The organism is Streptomyces sp. enrichment culture (assembly GCF_964273145.1).
GTDB lineage: Bacteria > Actinomycetota > Actinomycetes > Streptomycetales > Streptomycetaceae > Streptomyces.
In genome coordinates, this window is sequence record NZ_OZ186873.1 from 6,379,112 (window position 1) to 6,393,100 (window position 13,989).

General features: G+C 75.6%; 12 protein-coding genes. 1 reads left to right on the forward strand and 11 read right to left on the reverse strand.

Annotation, left to right across the window (positions count from 1 at the left end; all coding sequences use genetic code 11):
- Positions 1 to 362 precede the first annotated feature (362 nt).
- Positions 363 to 1,529, forward strand: coding sequence for an alpha/beta hydrolase family protein (locus ACSU6Z_RS28270; protein ID WP_437049900.1), 1,167 nt, complete (start codon positions 363 to 365; stop codon positions 1,527 to 1,529).
- Between the two features lie 77 nt (positions 1,530 to 1,606).
- Here the strand turns inward: ACSU6Z_RS28270 and ACSU6Z_RS28275 are convergent, their stop codons facing one another.
- From ACSU6Z_RS28275 to ACSU6Z_RS28325, 11 genes are all read right to left on the reverse strand, one after another.
- Positions 1,607 to 2,449 (reverse strand): alpha/beta fold hydrolase, encoded by an 843-nt coding sequence (locus ACSU6Z_RS28275; RefSeq protein ID WP_437049902.1) that lies wholly within the window; start codon positions 2,447 to 2,449, stop codon positions 1,607 to 1,609.
- A 4-nt stretch (positions 2,450 to 2,453) separates the two neighbouring features.
- Positions 2,454 to 3,071 carry a dihydrofolate reductase family protein gene (locus ACSU6Z_RS28280; protein ID WP_437049903.1) on the reverse strand — a complete coding sequence of 206 codons (618 nt, stop codon included), beginning with the start codon at positions 3,069 to 3,071 and terminating at the stop codon, positions 2,454 to 2,456.
- A 579-nt stretch (positions 3,072 to 3,650) separates the two neighbouring features.
- The gene (locus tag ACSU6Z_RS28285; RefSeq protein ID WP_437049905.1) at positions 3,651 to 4,472 is read right to left on the reverse strand and encodes a PIG-L deacetylase family protein; all 822 of its coding nucleotides are present in this window, start codon (positions 4,470 to 4,472) and stop codon (positions 3,651 to 3,653) included.
- Positions 4,469 to 5,749 (reverse strand): glycosyltransferase family 4 protein, encoded by a 1,281-nt coding sequence (locus ACSU6Z_RS28290; RefSeq protein ID WP_437049906.1) that lies wholly within the window; start codon positions 5,747 to 5,749, stop codon positions 4,469 to 4,471. Before ACSU6Z_RS28290 ends, ACSU6Z_RS28285 begins: the two co-directional genes overlap by 4 nt.
- Positions 5,746 to 6,666 carry a sugar phosphate isomerase/epimerase family protein gene (locus ACSU6Z_RS28295; protein ID WP_437049907.1) on the reverse strand — a complete coding sequence of 307 codons (921 nt, stop codon included), beginning with the start codon at positions 6,664 to 6,666 and terminating at the stop codon, positions 5,746 to 5,748. Before ACSU6Z_RS28295 ends, ACSU6Z_RS28290 begins: the two co-directional genes overlap by 4 nt.
- Entirely contained in the window at positions 6,663 to 8,150 is a 1,488-nt protein-coding gene (locus ACSU6Z_RS28300; RefSeq protein ID WP_437049909.1) for a YcaO-like family protein, read from the reverse strand. Before ACSU6Z_RS28300 ends, ACSU6Z_RS28295 begins: the two co-directional genes overlap by 4 nt.
- Positions 8,147 to 8,974 (reverse strand): MBL fold metallo-hydrolase, encoded by an 828-nt coding sequence (locus ACSU6Z_RS28305; RefSeq protein WP_437049910.1) that lies wholly within the window; start codon positions 8,972 to 8,974, stop codon positions 8,147 to 8,149. Before ACSU6Z_RS28305 ends, ACSU6Z_RS28300 begins: the two co-directional genes overlap by 4 nt.
- Positions 8,971 to 10,128, reverse strand: a complete 1,158-nt coding sequence (locus tag ACSU6Z_RS28310; protein WP_437049911.1) for a Gfo/Idh/MocA family protein — start codon at positions 10,126 to 10,128, stop codon at positions 8,971 to 8,973. Before ACSU6Z_RS28310 ends, ACSU6Z_RS28305 begins: the two co-directional genes overlap by 4 nt.
- Positions 10,125 to 11,372, reverse strand: coding sequence for a class I SAM-dependent methyltransferase (locus ACSU6Z_RS28315; protein WP_437049913.1), 1,248 nt, complete (start codon positions 11,370 to 11,372; stop codon positions 10,125 to 10,127). Before ACSU6Z_RS28315 ends, ACSU6Z_RS28310 begins: the two co-directional genes overlap by 4 nt.
- The gene (locus ACSU6Z_RS28320; protein ID WP_437049915.1) at positions 11,369 to 12,319 is read right to left on the reverse strand and encodes a hypothetical protein; all 951 of its coding nucleotides are present in this window, start codon (positions 12,317 to 12,319) and stop codon (positions 11,369 to 11,371) included. Before ACSU6Z_RS28320 ends, ACSU6Z_RS28315 begins: the two co-directional genes overlap by 4 nt.
- Positions 12,316 to 13,566, reverse strand: a complete 1,251-nt coding sequence (locus ACSU6Z_RS28325; RefSeq protein ID WP_437049917.1) for an inositol-3-phosphate synthase — start codon at positions 13,564 to 13,566, stop codon at positions 12,316 to 12,318. Before ACSU6Z_RS28325 ends, ACSU6Z_RS28320 begins: the two co-directional genes overlap by 4 nt.
- Positions 13,567 to 13,989: the final 423 nt, after the last annotated feature.

Below are 13,989 nucleotides of genomic sequence, written 5' to 3' on the forward strand. Positions count from 1 at the left end.
ATCCGGCCCGCCGTCACCTGACGACCGCCTCCGGACACCGATGCGAGATGACGGTCCGCTTCGCGATCCGGGATCGGATCACCGGCGCTGCCGATCGGTCCACCGCACCCCGGTACCCGCCCGAACCGCGGCCCACCGCACCCCGGCACACCAGCACACGGGCGCCGGCCCGGCAAGGCGGCAACGACCCCCGTGCAAGGCGTTGCCACCGCACGAGACCCCTACCGATCGGGCCCATCCCCCGTAGGGGGGCGGAAGCGCCCGTGTCCGTCCACGGGCGGAGACCGGCATACGTCCGGGGGCCGACACCGTTCAGGCCGTGGGCTGACGCCCCGGCGCGGCCCGCTGCCTAGCCTCACAGCATGAATCATCCGCCTCGCGGCACAGCCGCGGCTTTACTCGTTCTGTCCCTCGCTCTCCTCGGCACGGGGGTGGCCCAGGCCGCACCGTCCGCGCCCGCGGTGGTGCCACCGGCCGCCGAGACCGGCCGGGTACGCCTCGAACTGCCGTCGCCCACCGGGCCGTACACGGTGGGCCGTGACACCCTGCACCTCGTCGACGAAAGCCGCCCCGACCCCTGGGTGCCGGAGGCCGGAGCGCGTGAACTGATGGTGTCGATGTACTACCCGGCACGGCCCGGCGGCGGCCGGACGGCCCCGTACATGACCTCCGCCGAGGCCCAGGCCTTCATCGACGACCGGGAACTGACCGGCGCGGTGTCCGCCGAGACGCTCAGCGGCACCCGCACCAACGCCCGCCCGGCCGCCACACCCGCACGGGGGAGGTTCCCGCTCGTGGTGCTGTCGCCCGGGTTCACCGTCAACCGCTCCACCCTGACCCTGCTCGCCGAGGAACTGACCAGCCGGGGGTATGTCGTCGCTGCTGTCGACCACGCCTACGAGTCGGTCGGCACGGCCTTTCCCGGTGGGCGCCTCCTGGACTGCGTCGCCTGCGGGAAGATCCCTCCCGGCGGTTACGGCGTGGTGCCCGCGGGCCGGGCCCAGGACGTGTCCTTCCTCCTCGACCGGCTGCTCGCCGATCGGCACCCCGTCTGGCGGCATGCCGGCGTGATCGACCCCACGAAGATCGGCATGGCCGGCCACTCCATCGGTGGCGCCTCCGCCGCAACGACCATGGCGGGAGACGAGCGGATCCGTGCCGGGGCCAACATGGACGGTTCCTTCATGGCGCCGGTCCCGGCGCAGGGCCTGGGCGGGCGCCCCTTCATGATGCTGGGCACCAGCGACGGCGACCGCTCCTGGACACGCGACTGGCCGCTCCTCGACGGCTGGAAGCGCTGGATCAGCGTCACCGGCGCGGGACACTTCACCTTCACCGACGTGCCCGTCCTCGGTGACCAACTCGGTCTCCTGCCGCCGCAAGAACCCCTGTCGGGCAAGCGGTCGCAGGAGATCACCCGCGCGTACGTGACAGCGTTCTTCGACCTGCACCTGAAAGGCGTGGACCGGAAGCTGCTGGACGGGCCGGTGCCCGAGCACCCGGAGGTGGTCTTCCACGGGGTGGACTGACCGGGCGGGGAGGACGAGGGCGGAGCGGGACACTCCCTCGCCGTCACGGACGTAGGCGGCGTCGGGTCACCGAACTCCTATTCGAGTGCGAGCATCGCCTCGGCGACCTCGCCGACCGCCGTATCCGGGATCCTCGTGGCGGCTTCCTCCAGGACGAGCAGCCGTGCCCCGGGGATCCCGGCCACGATCGCCTCGCCGTTGCCGACGGGGAAGAACCGGTTGCGGCGGCCGTGGACGACGAGCGTGGGGACCTTGATCTCGGGCAGCCGCTCACGCCAGCGGGGTGTGCAGTCGAGCCGGGAAAACACCATGCCCATCTGGTCGGCCAGGTGGGACGCGGGTGCGGTGCCGGGCGTGCGGTCCCAGATGCGCGCGGCGATCGTGCGCGCGGCGGCGGGGTCGTCGCCGAGGATCTCCGCGCCGGCGGCGGCGAACTCCGCAACCGCCCCGCGGTCGGTCCAGTCGGGCATCGGACGCGTGAACAGCCGGCGCATCGTCGCCCGGTCGTGGTCGGGGAGGTCGTCGTCGGGCGGGCCGGGGGCAACCGCGCGGGTGCCGACCAGGGTGAGCGCCGAGAACGCGCCCGGATGGTCGAGCACGGCCACTTGGGCGACCATTCCGCCGACGCCGATCCCCGCGAGGTGTGCGGGCCCGCCACCGAGCGCGGCGGCAAGGGCCGCCGCGTCGGCGGCGAGGTCGCGCAGCGTGTAGGCGGGCGCCTCTGGGTCCGTCGTCGTCGACTCCCCGCTGTCGCGCAGGTCGTAGCGCACCACGCGGCGCCCGCCGGCGGCGAGGCGCTCGCACAGTGCGTCGGGCCAGGAGAGCATCGTCGTCCCGCCCGCGAGCAGGACGAGGGGTGCGCCCTCGTCACCGAACGACTCGACGCCCAGGGCGACTCCGTTGGCGTTGACCGTGGTCATCGGATCACCTCAGGACGTCGTAGGTCAGGTGCGTCGCGGTCGATGTCGGGATCACGCCTCGCTGCACCAGCGTGCGCGGCGCTGCGCCGGTGAACAGTGGCGTCCCGGTACCCAGCACCAGGGGTGCGAGGTGCAGTGTCAGCGTGTCGACCAGCCCGGCGTCGAGCGCCGAGCCGATCGTGGCGCCGCCGCCCATGAGGACGACGTCGAGGTCCTTGCCGCTCTCCGATGACGCCGCCTCGGCGTGCTCCCGCGCGGCGGTGACGGCGTCGGGCAGACCGGTGGTGACGAACGTCCAGTCGAGGCCGGTGAGCCGCACCGCCTCCGGTGGCGAACTCGTCACGACGACGAACGCGGGCTTGCCGGCCTCGCCGGCGCCGTAGCCGACGTTGTCGTCCCAGCCGTTCGGCCCGTCGACCACGTCGAAGAGCCGCCGGCCGAGGACGACGGCGCCCGAGCGGGCGGTCGCCTCGCGCAGGACCCGGCGGTCGTCGGGGTCGTCGGAAAACGCCCAGGCGTGCAGGGCCCCGCCGCCGCTTCCCAGACCGCTGTCCGGGCCGGGGTCGGGTCCGGTGACGAAGCCGTCCAGGGAGATCGAGATGTCGGCGATGATGCGGGTCATGCCAGGACGGACCCGATCCGCCGCCCGAACTCATCGCTCCCACACGAAACCGTGTGCTGGACGCACGCCCCCGCGCAGCTTCGGCCCCCTCGCGCCGCACGCTGTGAACCGTCCCGTGCGGCAACACCATGCCCTTCGTGCCCAGGCCCGCCACGCCTGATGCGGGACGCCGGCGTCCCGCGCGGGGACGACTGCGGGGCCGTGCGGGGACGGCAGGACCGTCCCCGGTGATCCGGTCATGCCCCGGAACCGGGCCCCCTGGGAAGCCGCATCCGCCAGACACCCGGCCGACGTGCGCGTGAACCGGTACGTCACGGGCTCCTGAACCCCGCGCCCGGGCGTCCCCGGTGCCCGCACCCCGGACCGCGCGGTGGGGGACCGGGAGGCCGCACACACGGGCGGTCCTGTCCCCGGCCCGGGGGAAAGCGCCCGCGTCCCGCCCCGCGGCCCCTTGGTCCCGGTGTACCGTCCTGGGCACCGCCGCCTGGTCCAGCAACCCCCCGAGCACGACCAGGCGACGACACGACGAAGGGCCCCGCGCCGGCCTCCCCGGCGCCGGGGCCCTTCGGTCCGCTCGAGTCAGGTGTGCGCGCGGACCCGCGCCCCGGCGAGCAGCAGCCGGCGGGCCGTGCGCCCGGCCCTCAGCGACTCACCGTGGACGCACGGTGCCCCGGTGCGCAGGGCCTCGGAACGGGCCGCGCAGGAGAGGAACTCACCGGTTTCCCGGGGACCGCCGAACTGGAAGCCGAGCTGGGTCGTGTAGCAGCGGGCCGCGTCGATCTTGTCCGCCAGAACGGCACCGATGTCGACGGTCACCTCGTCCGCCCCCTCGGGCACGCCGCGCCAGGATCCGGTGCCGGACGGCGGCGTGCGGGCGGCATAGGGCAGGTCGCGCCACCACCCGATCCGCGAGGACGGCGAGGTGGCCGCCGCCGCGCGGGCGGTGAGCAGGTGGTCGACGTGGCCGCCGATCGCCCGGGGGGCGAGGACGAGGTCCGCCGGTGCCAGGTGGGGGCGGAGCAGCCGCCGCAGCTCCGCCTCGACCGTGTCGTCGGGGCGGGGAGGTGCGAAGAGCTCCGACGGGCTGTCGTACCCCCGGTGCGGCGCCTCGGGCAGCGGGAGGTGGACCGGGGCGAGGGCGCCCAGCCTCCGCTGGGCGGCCCCGTCCTCGGCCCGGCGCAGGGCCATGTAGTCCACGTCGGCGGGCAGCCCCTTGTCGAGCTGGGTGGACAGGGCGAAGGGGCGGGGGTCGTCGACCGACGCGGTGAAGCAGGTGACGACCCGTACGCGCCAGCCCGTCCGGGCCAGCAGCGCCAGCACGCCTCCGGCGGAGAAGACCGCGTCGTCCAGGTGCGGGCTGATGGCGACGGCGGTGCGGGCGCCGGACCCGGGCGCGGTCACAGCAGGTGGGGTTCGCGGCGGAACCGGCAGGACAGGTCCACGGCGATGTCCGCGGATCCGTCGGCCGAGGGCTTCGCGGACGCCGTTCGTCCCGGCCGCGCGGCGCGCACCTCCTCGTACACGGCGCAGATGCGCGCGGCGGCCACCGGCCACGACCACCGGGTCAGCACCTGCCGCCGTGCCGTGCGGGCGAGTCGGTGGCGCAGCGGCGCGTCGTCGAGCATCCGGCCGACGGCTTCGGCCAGGGCGTGGGGCTCGCGCGGGGGCGCCAGCAGTCCGTTGACGCCGTCGCGTACGCAGTCCACCACGCCGACCACCTCGGTGGACACCACCGGAAGTCCGCTCGCCATCGCTTCCAGGATGGTGTTGGAGAAACCCTCGGCCCAGGTGGGGCTGACGAAGACGTCACCCCTGCGGTAGACGGCGGGGGCGTCGTGGTAGTCGGTGGGACCGAGCACCTCCACGGTGCCGGCCAGGTCGTGCTGCCGTGCCCGGCGGGCCAGCCGGTCCAGGTCGGGGCCGGTACCGGAGACCAGCAGCCGCAACCGCCTCCCCCCGGCCCGCAGGAGCCGTACCGCCTCCAGCAGGTCGAAGACGCCTTTGCGGACGTCGATCCGGCCGTGGTACAGCAGCACCGGCGGATCGCCGAGGGATCCGGGCCGCCGTCCGGGCGCGGGGCGGAAGAGACCGGTGTCGGTGGCTCCGGGGACCACCGTGAAGCGTTCGGCCGGCACCCGGTGGCGGGCGGCGACCTCGGCCCTGAAGGAGGGCGAACCGATCAGCAGGGCCGACGCGTCCCGCAGCACCCGGCGGATCGCCGTGCGGTGGGTGCTGCAGCACGTGCCGACCCAGTGGCCGTCGCCGCCCTGGACGGACACCACGGCCGGGATCCCGAGCAGGCCGGAGGCCTCCAGCGCGGCCAGGCCCGGAGGGTAGCCGTACTGGGCGTGCAGCACATCCAGCGGTTCCCTGGCGTGCACGTCGGCGATCGCGTCGCGCAGCGCGGCCACGTCGGCCTCGAAGTCCGCGGGCAGTCCGTCCCCCACGGCCTGTTCGCCCAGGGACTCCAGCGCCACCAGGCGCACGCCGTCGGGGACCCGTTCGGGCGGAGGGGGGCCGCCGCCGTAGACGGCGCGGCCCTGGCGGTCGCCGCGGTACTGGGACACCAGGGTGACCTCGTGGCCCGCCGCGGTCAGGGCCCGCAGCAGGTTCTCCGCGTAGGCGCTCATGCCCGACACGGCGGGCCAGTAGCGCCGTGAGACGAAGCAGATCCTCATCGCACTCCTCCTGGGGCGCCGGCGCCGTGGGGGGATCGGGCGTCCGGGGGGTCGCCCGCTCCGGCGCGCTCGGCCTCGCGCAGCGCCTCCAGCGCGGAGCGCACCAGGGTGTCGGCGCGGTGCGCGTCCCGGGACAGCTCCAGGCTCACGAGTCCGCCGTACCGCACGGCGCGCAGCGCGCCGAGGACGGCGGGCAGGTCCATGTCGCCCTCGCCCGGGGCACGGTGTTCGTGCCGGCCGTACGGCATGTCCTCCACGGCGACCGCACCGAGGTCCCCGGCGTGCCGCACCACCGCCTGGTCCGGCGCCAGGTCACCGGCGACCAGGCAGTGTCCGGTGTCCAGGGCCAGGCGCAGCCCGGGGACGAGAGCGGCCAGCCGGGACCAGCCGGCGCAGTCCTCGACGAGCATGCCCGGCTCGGGTTCGAAGGCCGCCACCACGCCCCGTTCGGCCGCGTACGCCGTGACGGCGCGCACCCCCTCCGTCAGACGGCCCCAGGCCGCCCCGCCCAGGGAGGTGTCCGTGCCCGCCGCGGGGACGCCCGCCCAGAACGAGACCGCCTCGCTGCCCAGGTCGGCGGCGATGTCCACGCACAGGCGCAGGAACGCGATCCGGCGGGCCCGGCCGGCCGGATCGGGAGTGATCAGGGTCGGCTCGTGCTTGTGCCGGGGGTCCAGCAGGAAGCGCGCCCCGGTCTCCACGGTGCTGCCCAGGCCCAAGCGGTCCAGACGGCGGGCCAGCGCCGCCGTGCGGGAGGCCAGGTCCGGTGCGAAGGGGTCGTGGTGGGCCACGTCCACGGTGAGCGCGACCCCGTCGTAGCCGGTGTCGGCGAGCAGGGCCAGCGCGTCGTGCAGACGGTGCGAGGTCATGCCGTTGGTGTTGTAGGCGTAGCGCAGCCCGCCGGCGCGGGAGGTCATCGGATCGCTCCCGCGGTGGTGCGGGCCAGCGCGTGGCGGTCGGGTTCGCGGTAGAGCGGATACAGCGCCCCCACCGTCTCCCGCGCGGCGTCGACGTCGAACCAGGCCGGGCCGCCCAGCCGTTCGCGGGCTTCGGGCGTCAGGTGCACCGGTCTGGCCCCGGGGCGGGGGAGCGGCCCCACCCCGGCCAGCGGGTGCCCGCGTTCCATCAGCCTGCGCACGCCGCGCTCACCGATCCTCGCGTAGGACATCGTCTCCACCTCCATGCCGGGGACGAGCGCCTTGACCGCGTACGCCCCGGGTCCGCCCGCCTCGATCACCAGGACGTCGAAGTCCGCCAGCCGCCGCAGCAGGTCCTCCAGAAGGGCGGCGGGATCGTCCAGCGAGCCGGGCGGCACGGTCGGCAGGGAGGAGAAGGGCACGCTGGAACGCCGGGACAGCACGGTGGGCTCCAGCAGTTCCCGCAGCCGCGGGGCGTCCAGGGCGGCCCACGCCCTCATCGCCGACAGCGCCCTGGGTTCCTGCGCGGCCAGGGGCGAGGACAGCTGGCGCTCGAGGTACCCGGGCGGGGCGACGCGGGCGACCGTCTCCAGCGGGCCGTGGAAGAAGACCTTGCGCGCGCGGGAGGACACGTACTCCGTGAGCGCCTTGCGCAACGCCGCCTCGCGGTCCGGGTGGGCGGCCTCGCCGCACGCGGTGAGCGCCAGCGCCGTCCCGTCCTCCCGCGTCCCCGGGGCGGTGTCCGTGCCGACCACGTGGACGTCGGCCAGGCCGAACTGGGTGGAGGCGAGCTTGGGCAGCACCTCGACACCGGTTTCCCGCAGCCGGTCCAGGACGCGGCGGGTGACCGGGTCGCCCACCTCGTCCAGGTCGATGACCACGCCCTCGTCCATCGCCCGGTGCGCGGTGGCGTTGCCGTCGCGCTGGAGGACCTCCAGCAGCGCGTGGGACAGGGCCCGTTCCAGGGTGTCCCCGGCTCCCAGCCCGTTGGTGACCGGTGTGGTCAGCCGGCCGCCGGGAGGAGGGGGGCCGGGCAGGTCCGAGCCGCTGGAGGCGGCGAACTCGGCGGGCACCAGCACCTCCTCGCCGGTGCGGTACCGGCGTGCGGGCACCCACTCCAGGGGGCGCTCGGGGGTGTAGTCCGCGCCGGCCGGCAGCACGAGCCCGACCGGGTCGGCGACCCGGTCCCGGCCGCGTGCGCGCACCAGCTCCGCGTAGCAGGCACGCAGGCGTCCGGTGCGGGCCAGGTGCCGTGCCAGCAGCACTTCCTCGGCGAGTTCTCCGTAGGCGCCGGTACGGGCCTGGGCGAGGTCCGCCCCGTACCCGCAGGCGCTCTTGCGGACGCCGGCCGCGTCCAGGTGGTCGGCCGAGACGACCGGCAGGCCGGTGCGGTCGACGGCGCTGATGTCGAAGTCCTGTTGTTCACCGGGGGCGAGCGCCTCGCGGTAGGCCTGGACCACCGGGTGCCCGTCGGCGGCGCTCACCGGTCGGTTCCCAGCGGGAGGGGGGCCGTGTCGGGCCGGCCGGCCAGTTGGTGGTCGAACAGGCGCAGGACGTCCGCGGTGGTGACCGGAGCGGCGAACTCGAAGGGGGTGGCCACCGCCTCGAAGTCCAGTGCGCCGATCACCGACCGGTAGCGGCGCACCTCGTCGTGGGAGAGCGGTACCCGGGCGTGGTAGGCCTTGTGGCAGGACAGGGCGCGCGGCACGGTGCCGTCCAGGTCGACCTTGAGGGCGTCGCCGCAGAACAGGATCCTCCGGCGTTCGTCGTGCAGCACGCAGTGGCCGGGGAAGTGGCCGCCGGTGCGGTGCACGGTCAGGCCGGGGGCCAGCTCGAGGCGCTCGTCCACCGGCCAGGTGACCCGGAACGCCTTCGTCCATTCCAGGTCCTGCACGCCGACGGCCACCACCGGCGGGTCGAAGCGGTGCTGGAGCTGCCACAGCGCTCCGTAGCCGTGGACGTGGCTGGCGCCCAGCCGGGCGACGCCGCCGAGCCGTTCGATCTCGGCCAGCGCGTCGGGCGGGTAGTAGGGGGCGGCCTCCCAGGCGACGTTGCCGTCCCCGGTCTCGATCAGCCAGCCCGTCGAGGCCAGGCCGAAGGAGGGCAGGGTGCGGAATCCGGTGACGCCCGGCGCGGCCCGGTACCAGTCCGCGCTCACCAGGGTCCCGACCGTCTTCTCGTCGGGGATGTCCCAGCCCTCCTCGGGCAGCGCGTTGCGCACATCGCAGCAGACCGGGCAGGCGGGTGGGGTGGTGAACCACCGTTGCCAGTGGCCGCAGTTGGCGCAGGAGTACATCGTCAGGGTCATCGTCGGCCTTCCTCGGCGGTGGACGGGACCGGTGGTGGCGGCGTCGGTGGTGGAGCCGGTGGTGGGGCCGGGCGGGCGTGGCACAGGGCCTCCAGCAGCAGGCGGTGCAGGGCCAGGTCGCGGTGGAGCGGCCACGGCCAGGCCCGCCGCACCGGGTGGCCGGCGCGCACCGCGGCCGCGGCCGCGGAGAACTCCCGGACCTGGGCGGCGAAGGGGGACGTGCCGGTGTCGAACGGCACGGGCACAGGGCGCGCGGTGTGCGCACCGGTGAGCCACAGCCCGCCCCCCGCGTCCTGGCCGAGGGTGTCGACGGCGGTCAGCTGCCCGAGGGTGCCGACGACCTCCAGCCGGCGGCGGGGCAGCGCGTCCGGGGTGTTGTAGGCGACGTGCAGGCAGACCAGCACGCCGCCGCCGGTCCGGCCGGCCAGGACGGCGCCGTCGTCGACCGGGTAGGGGTGCACCCGGTGCTGCACCAGGGCCGTCAGCTCCACCACGTCGTCCCCGCCGAGCAGGACGCCCACCAGGTCCAGTCCGTGCGGCGCCAGGTCCAGGGCGGCCCCGCCGCCCGCCCGCGCCGGATCGGCACGCCAGTTGTCGTACGGGCGGCCGTCCGGCGACCAGGCGGGCGGCAGCCAGCAGCAGTAGGTGACGCGCACCGCGGTGACCGTGCCCAGCGCCCCGGAGGCCACCACCTCCCGCACGGCCCGGTGGGCCGGGTGGAAGCGCTGGTCGTAGGCGGTCGCCGCCAATACCCCCGCCCGGTGGCAGGCGTCGACGAGCCGCTCGGCGTCGGCGAGGTCGGCGGCCAGCGGTTTCTCGCACAGCACCGCGGCCCCCGCGGCCGCGGCCGTCGCGGCCGCGGGACGGTGGGCGTCGTTGGGCGTCGCGACGTACACCGCGTCGGGGCGGTGTACGGCCAGCAGGGTGGCCAGGTCGGCGGCGGTCCGGGCGCCGGGGGCCAGGGCCGCCAGCCGGGCGGCGGCCGCGGGGTCGGCGTCGGTCACGGCCACCAGGCGGGGCAGCGCGCCGCCGGTCCGGCCGTCGGCGGCCGCCAGCAGTCCGGGCAGGAAGTGGTCCCGGGCCACCCATCCGCACCCGGCTATCGCCCACCGGCACACGGCGGTGGGGGCGGTCCGTCCGTCCGGCGCGTTCACCACTGCTCCGGGAGGTCCAGGAGCACGCGGCGGCGGGCCAGGTCGGCCACCTCCGGTGTCAGCCGCCCGGCCCGGGCGTCGGCGAGGACGGCTGGGGGAAGCGCGATCCGTTCGGGCAGGTAGGCACGGGCGGCGGCCCCGTACTCGTCCCGCCACCGGTCCGTCGGCCAGTGCAGCAGACCGTCGTGGTAGAGCGGGTTGGGGCGCAGGGGCCGTCCGGGGACGGGCCGGTCCGGGGACAGGGGGCCGTGCCAGGGCGGCGGAGGCGGGGCGCTGACCAGGGCCATGGCCTGGCAGCCGGCCAGTTCTCCCGCCGTGCGCGACCGGGGAGGGGTCCTCGCCAGCAGGGCGCGGGTCAGGTCGGCGTCGTCGTAGCAGACGGCTCCGGGCAGCAGCGCGCACCATCCGGCCGGATCCAGCGGCAGGCCGCCCACCGGTCCGGGGACGAGGGAGTTGTGGCAGTGGCCCAGGACGACACCGCCGCCGTCGGCGTACGCCAGCGCGCGCCGCACCACTTCCTCCTTGCGGGGGAGGAAGTACAGCGCGTCGTGGCAGACCACGTGGGCGGGGCGGCCCGGGGGGAGCAGCGGCCAGGGTGCCGTGACGTCGGCGCACACCAGTCGTGCCCGGGGGGCGACGAAGCGCCGGGCCAGCCACAGTTTGGCGAAGACCACGTCGATCCCGGTCAGGTCCCGGTGCCCGCGCAGCCCCAGTTCCCGCAGCAGGTGCCCGGCGCCGCACGCCAGTTCCAGCACCGGCAGACCGCCGGGGGAGTGCCGGGCGGTCAGGGCGAGCACGGCCAGCCAGGTCGGATCGCTCCACCGGTGCAGGAAGTACGTCCCGACCCTGCCCAGGCCCAGCAGCGTCACGGCCTCGCGCAGGGTGGCCGCCCCCAGCGCGGCGCGCAGCGCGCCGGGGGAGAGGGCCGGGCCGTCCCACCAGTCGTCGGCGTCGGCGAGCAGGACGAGCGCGGCGCCGTCCGGATCGCCCTCCTCCATCCGGCGCACCGCCCGCTCGCGCAACGTCTCGCGGCCGGTGCGCAGCCAGGGGATGCCCGCCACGACGGGCCAGCGCCGTTCGCCGTCGGACAGCAGGCCGGGCCCGCAGGGCCGCAGCGGGCACCCGTTGCCGGGGCTGATCAGGCGGGGCGTGGCCCGGTCCGTGTCCGCGGCCGTCGTGTCCTCGGCCGCGGGGAGTCCGGCCGGCGCGCTTCCGGCCGCCGCGCGGCCCGCCCGGCTCCTCACGCCGTCTCCGCCGCGTCCAGGACGGCCCGGTGGAAGCCGGACACCGCACAGGGGTGCACCAGATCCAGGTCCTCCAGGGCCTGCTCGGCGGTGAAGGCGGCGGCCCGCGCGTGGTGGCGGACCTGCAGCACGCGGTCGAGGACGTCGGCGGCGTGGAAGGCCCGCGCGACCGGGGTGTCGGCCCCCTCGCGTGCGGCGAGCAGCGGCTCCACGCACGCCGCGAGGGCCGCGGGCAGCTCGTCGAGCGCCTGCCGCGTCAGCCGTGCGAGGACCGCGGGCAGGTGCTCGCCCAGCAGTTCCTCCCCGGCGAAGCCCGCGTCGGGCAGAACGGAGTTGTGCAGGTGGTGGGCCAGACCGAGCAGGAAGACGTCGCCCGGAGCGGCGCCGAACGCCTCGGCCAGCAGCACTCCGTAGACCGCCACCGCCCAGCAGTGGTCGCCGTGGCTCTCGGGGGGCTCGACCATCAGCCGCGGCCGTCCCGGGCAGGTGGCACCCGCCCGGGGCTGGGAGCACAGCACCGCCGCGAACCCGGGGCCCGGACCCTCGTACGGCTCCTCCACCAGGTCCGGCAGCGCCTCGCGCAGCAGACCGGACGTCACCGGGTCCATCCGGTCGGCGTGCCGGGCGAGCGAACGCTCCAGCACGGCCACCGCCTCGTCGGCGGTCAGCCCGCACCGCCGCAGCACCGGGCCGTCGACTCCCGCCAGACGCGCCCCGGCCACGGCGGCCGCGCACTCGCGCACGGCGACCCTGCCGGGGTCCCCGCCGCGCACCAGCTCGGCCCACGACCGGCGGAAGGCGCGCTCGGCCATCGAGGCCCCGCCGCCACCGGCCGTACGGACCCTCTTGAGGTCGCCGATCTCGCGCAGCAGTGGAACGGCCGCCCGCAGGGACTCGCGCGGCAGCTGCCCGTCCCGCCCCGCGAAACGGGCAGCGGCCCGCGTCACGACCGCCCGTCCGGCACGGCCCGGCCCGCGCCGTCCAGCCAGTCCAGCAGTGCCCGCTCCTGCAGGTGCAGGGCGTGCTCCGGGACGCTCCCGTCGGCGGTCATCGGGGCTTTGAAGAAGAACCCGAACTGCTCCTGCACCCCGCGCTCCCCGCGGCGCCGTGCCTCGGCCAGCAGCCGGATCAGTTCCAGCACCAGCGGAGCGGCCAGGACGGAGTCCCGGCACAGGAAGTCGATCTTCATCTGCATCCGGCGGCCGAGGAAGCCCACGAGGTCGATGTTGTCCCAGGCCTCCTTCTCGTCGCCGCGCGGCCGGTAGAACTCGATGCGCACCTGGTGGTCCTCCACCGGGTAGCCGAGCAGCGCGTCCAGCACCGACTCCTTGGTGGCCGTCTTGCTGGCCAGCGAGCCGGGGTCCTCCAGCGCCCGGCCGTCACGGTTGCCCAGCAGGTTGGTGGAGTACCAGCCCTCGACCCGCAGCGCCCGCGAGCGCAGGGCGGGGGCGAGCACCGTCTTGACCATGGTCTGTCCGGTCTTGCCGTCCTTGCCGGCGATCGGTACCCCCTGCCGCTCGGCCAGGCGTATCAGCGCCGGTACGTCGGCCCCGCAGCTGGGGGTGAAGTTCAGGTACGCCATGCCCTCCCGCAGGGCCGCGTAGGCGTAGAGCATGGCGGGGGTGATCGCCTCGTCGCCCCTGTCCAGCGCCGCCTCGAAGGCCTCGGGCGAGGCGAGGGCGGGCGACGCCGGGTCGGGCAGGCGCTCGGTCGAGGCGAGGTTGACCACGACCACCTCGTCCAGACCCTGTTCGTCCCGGAAGCGCCGCAGGTCCTCCCGGATGCGCTCGGTGCGCTCGCGCGGGCTGTCGAACGCCACGACATGGGCGCCGGTCACCGCGCGGCAGTAGGCCCGGTCCGCCACCGCCGGCCACGGCCGCATCCGCTGGAGCCGGGAGGCGGCGGCCTCGATCTGGGCCGGTTCCAGGACGCGGTGCAGGTGGGCGGCCTTCGCCAGGTCGTCGGCCGACACGTCCCAGCCGCCGAACACCAGCTCCTCGTAGGGCACCAGGTCCGTGCGCGAAGCCAACGGGAGCCCGTCCGGACCGCACAGGCCGAGCCTGAGCAGTTCCACTCCGGCCACGGCGGTGGTCGCGACCGCCCCGCCCAGCCCCACGATGGCGGCGCCCAGGCGACCCGTCGGAGCCTCCGGGGCCGCGTGCCGGGCGGATCGTCCGTCGGTCGGTCCATGCATCGCTCTCTCCGTTCGCCTCGCCCACGGGACGCGCCGGGCTCCGGTCGAGAGGCGACGGGCACGGCCGGTGGTCCTGCGCGGTCCGTGGAAGCCATTCCTCGTGCGGCGGTCGGATCCACCGCAGCGACGCCACCCAGCCTCCGTGTGAACGCGGACCGGCGCATCCGCAGAAAAAAAATAACGGTTCAGGCGTTTCGTCCCCGTTTCCGTGGTGGTGACGCGCTGAACCACGCCCGGTGGAGGCGTTCCGCCGTGCGGACGGGCACGCGGGCGGACGGCCGAACGGGTGAAACCCCGCGCCGCTTCGGACCGCCTCGACGAACGCACGGGACACCGGGACGGCGTTGCCGCGTCGGCGGCGGGGGCGACCGGCCGACGGGGCGTCGCGCCCACCGCTCCCATGACGGCCGACGCGCCGGTGCT

What these genes read in the sequence shown, in the direction of transcription:
- ACSU6Z_RS28270 (WP_437049900.1), top strand. Translation starts at nt 363, where the DNA reads ATGAATCATCCGCCTCGCGGCACAGCCGCGGCTTTACTCGTTCTGTCC.
- ACSU6Z_RS28275 (WP_437049902.1), bottom strand. Translation starts at nt 2,449, where the DNA reads ATGACCACGGTCAACGCCAACGGAGTCGCCCTGGGCGTCGAGTCGTTC.
- ACSU6Z_RS28280 (WP_437049903.1), bottom strand. Translation starts at nt 3,071, where the DNA reads ATGACCCGCATCATCGCCGACATCTCGATCTCCCTGGACGGCTTCGTC.
- ACSU6Z_RS28290 (WP_437049906.1), bottom strand. Translation starts at nt 5,749, where the DNA reads ATGAGGATCTGCTTCGTCTCACGGCGCTACTGGCCCGCCGTGTCGGGC.
- ACSU6Z_RS28295 (WP_437049907.1), bottom strand. Translation starts at nt 6,666, where the DNA reads ATGACCTCCCGCGCCGGCGGGCTGCGCTACGCCTACAACACCAACGGC.
- ACSU6Z_RS28305 (WP_437049910.1), bottom strand. Translation starts at nt 8,974, where the DNA reads ATGACCCTGACGATGTACTCCTGCGCCAACTGCGGCCACTGGCAACGG.
- ACSU6Z_RS28325 (WP_437049917.1), bottom strand. Translation starts at nt 13,566, where the DNA reads ATGCATGGACCGACCGACGGACGATCCGCCCGGCACGCGGCCCCGGAG.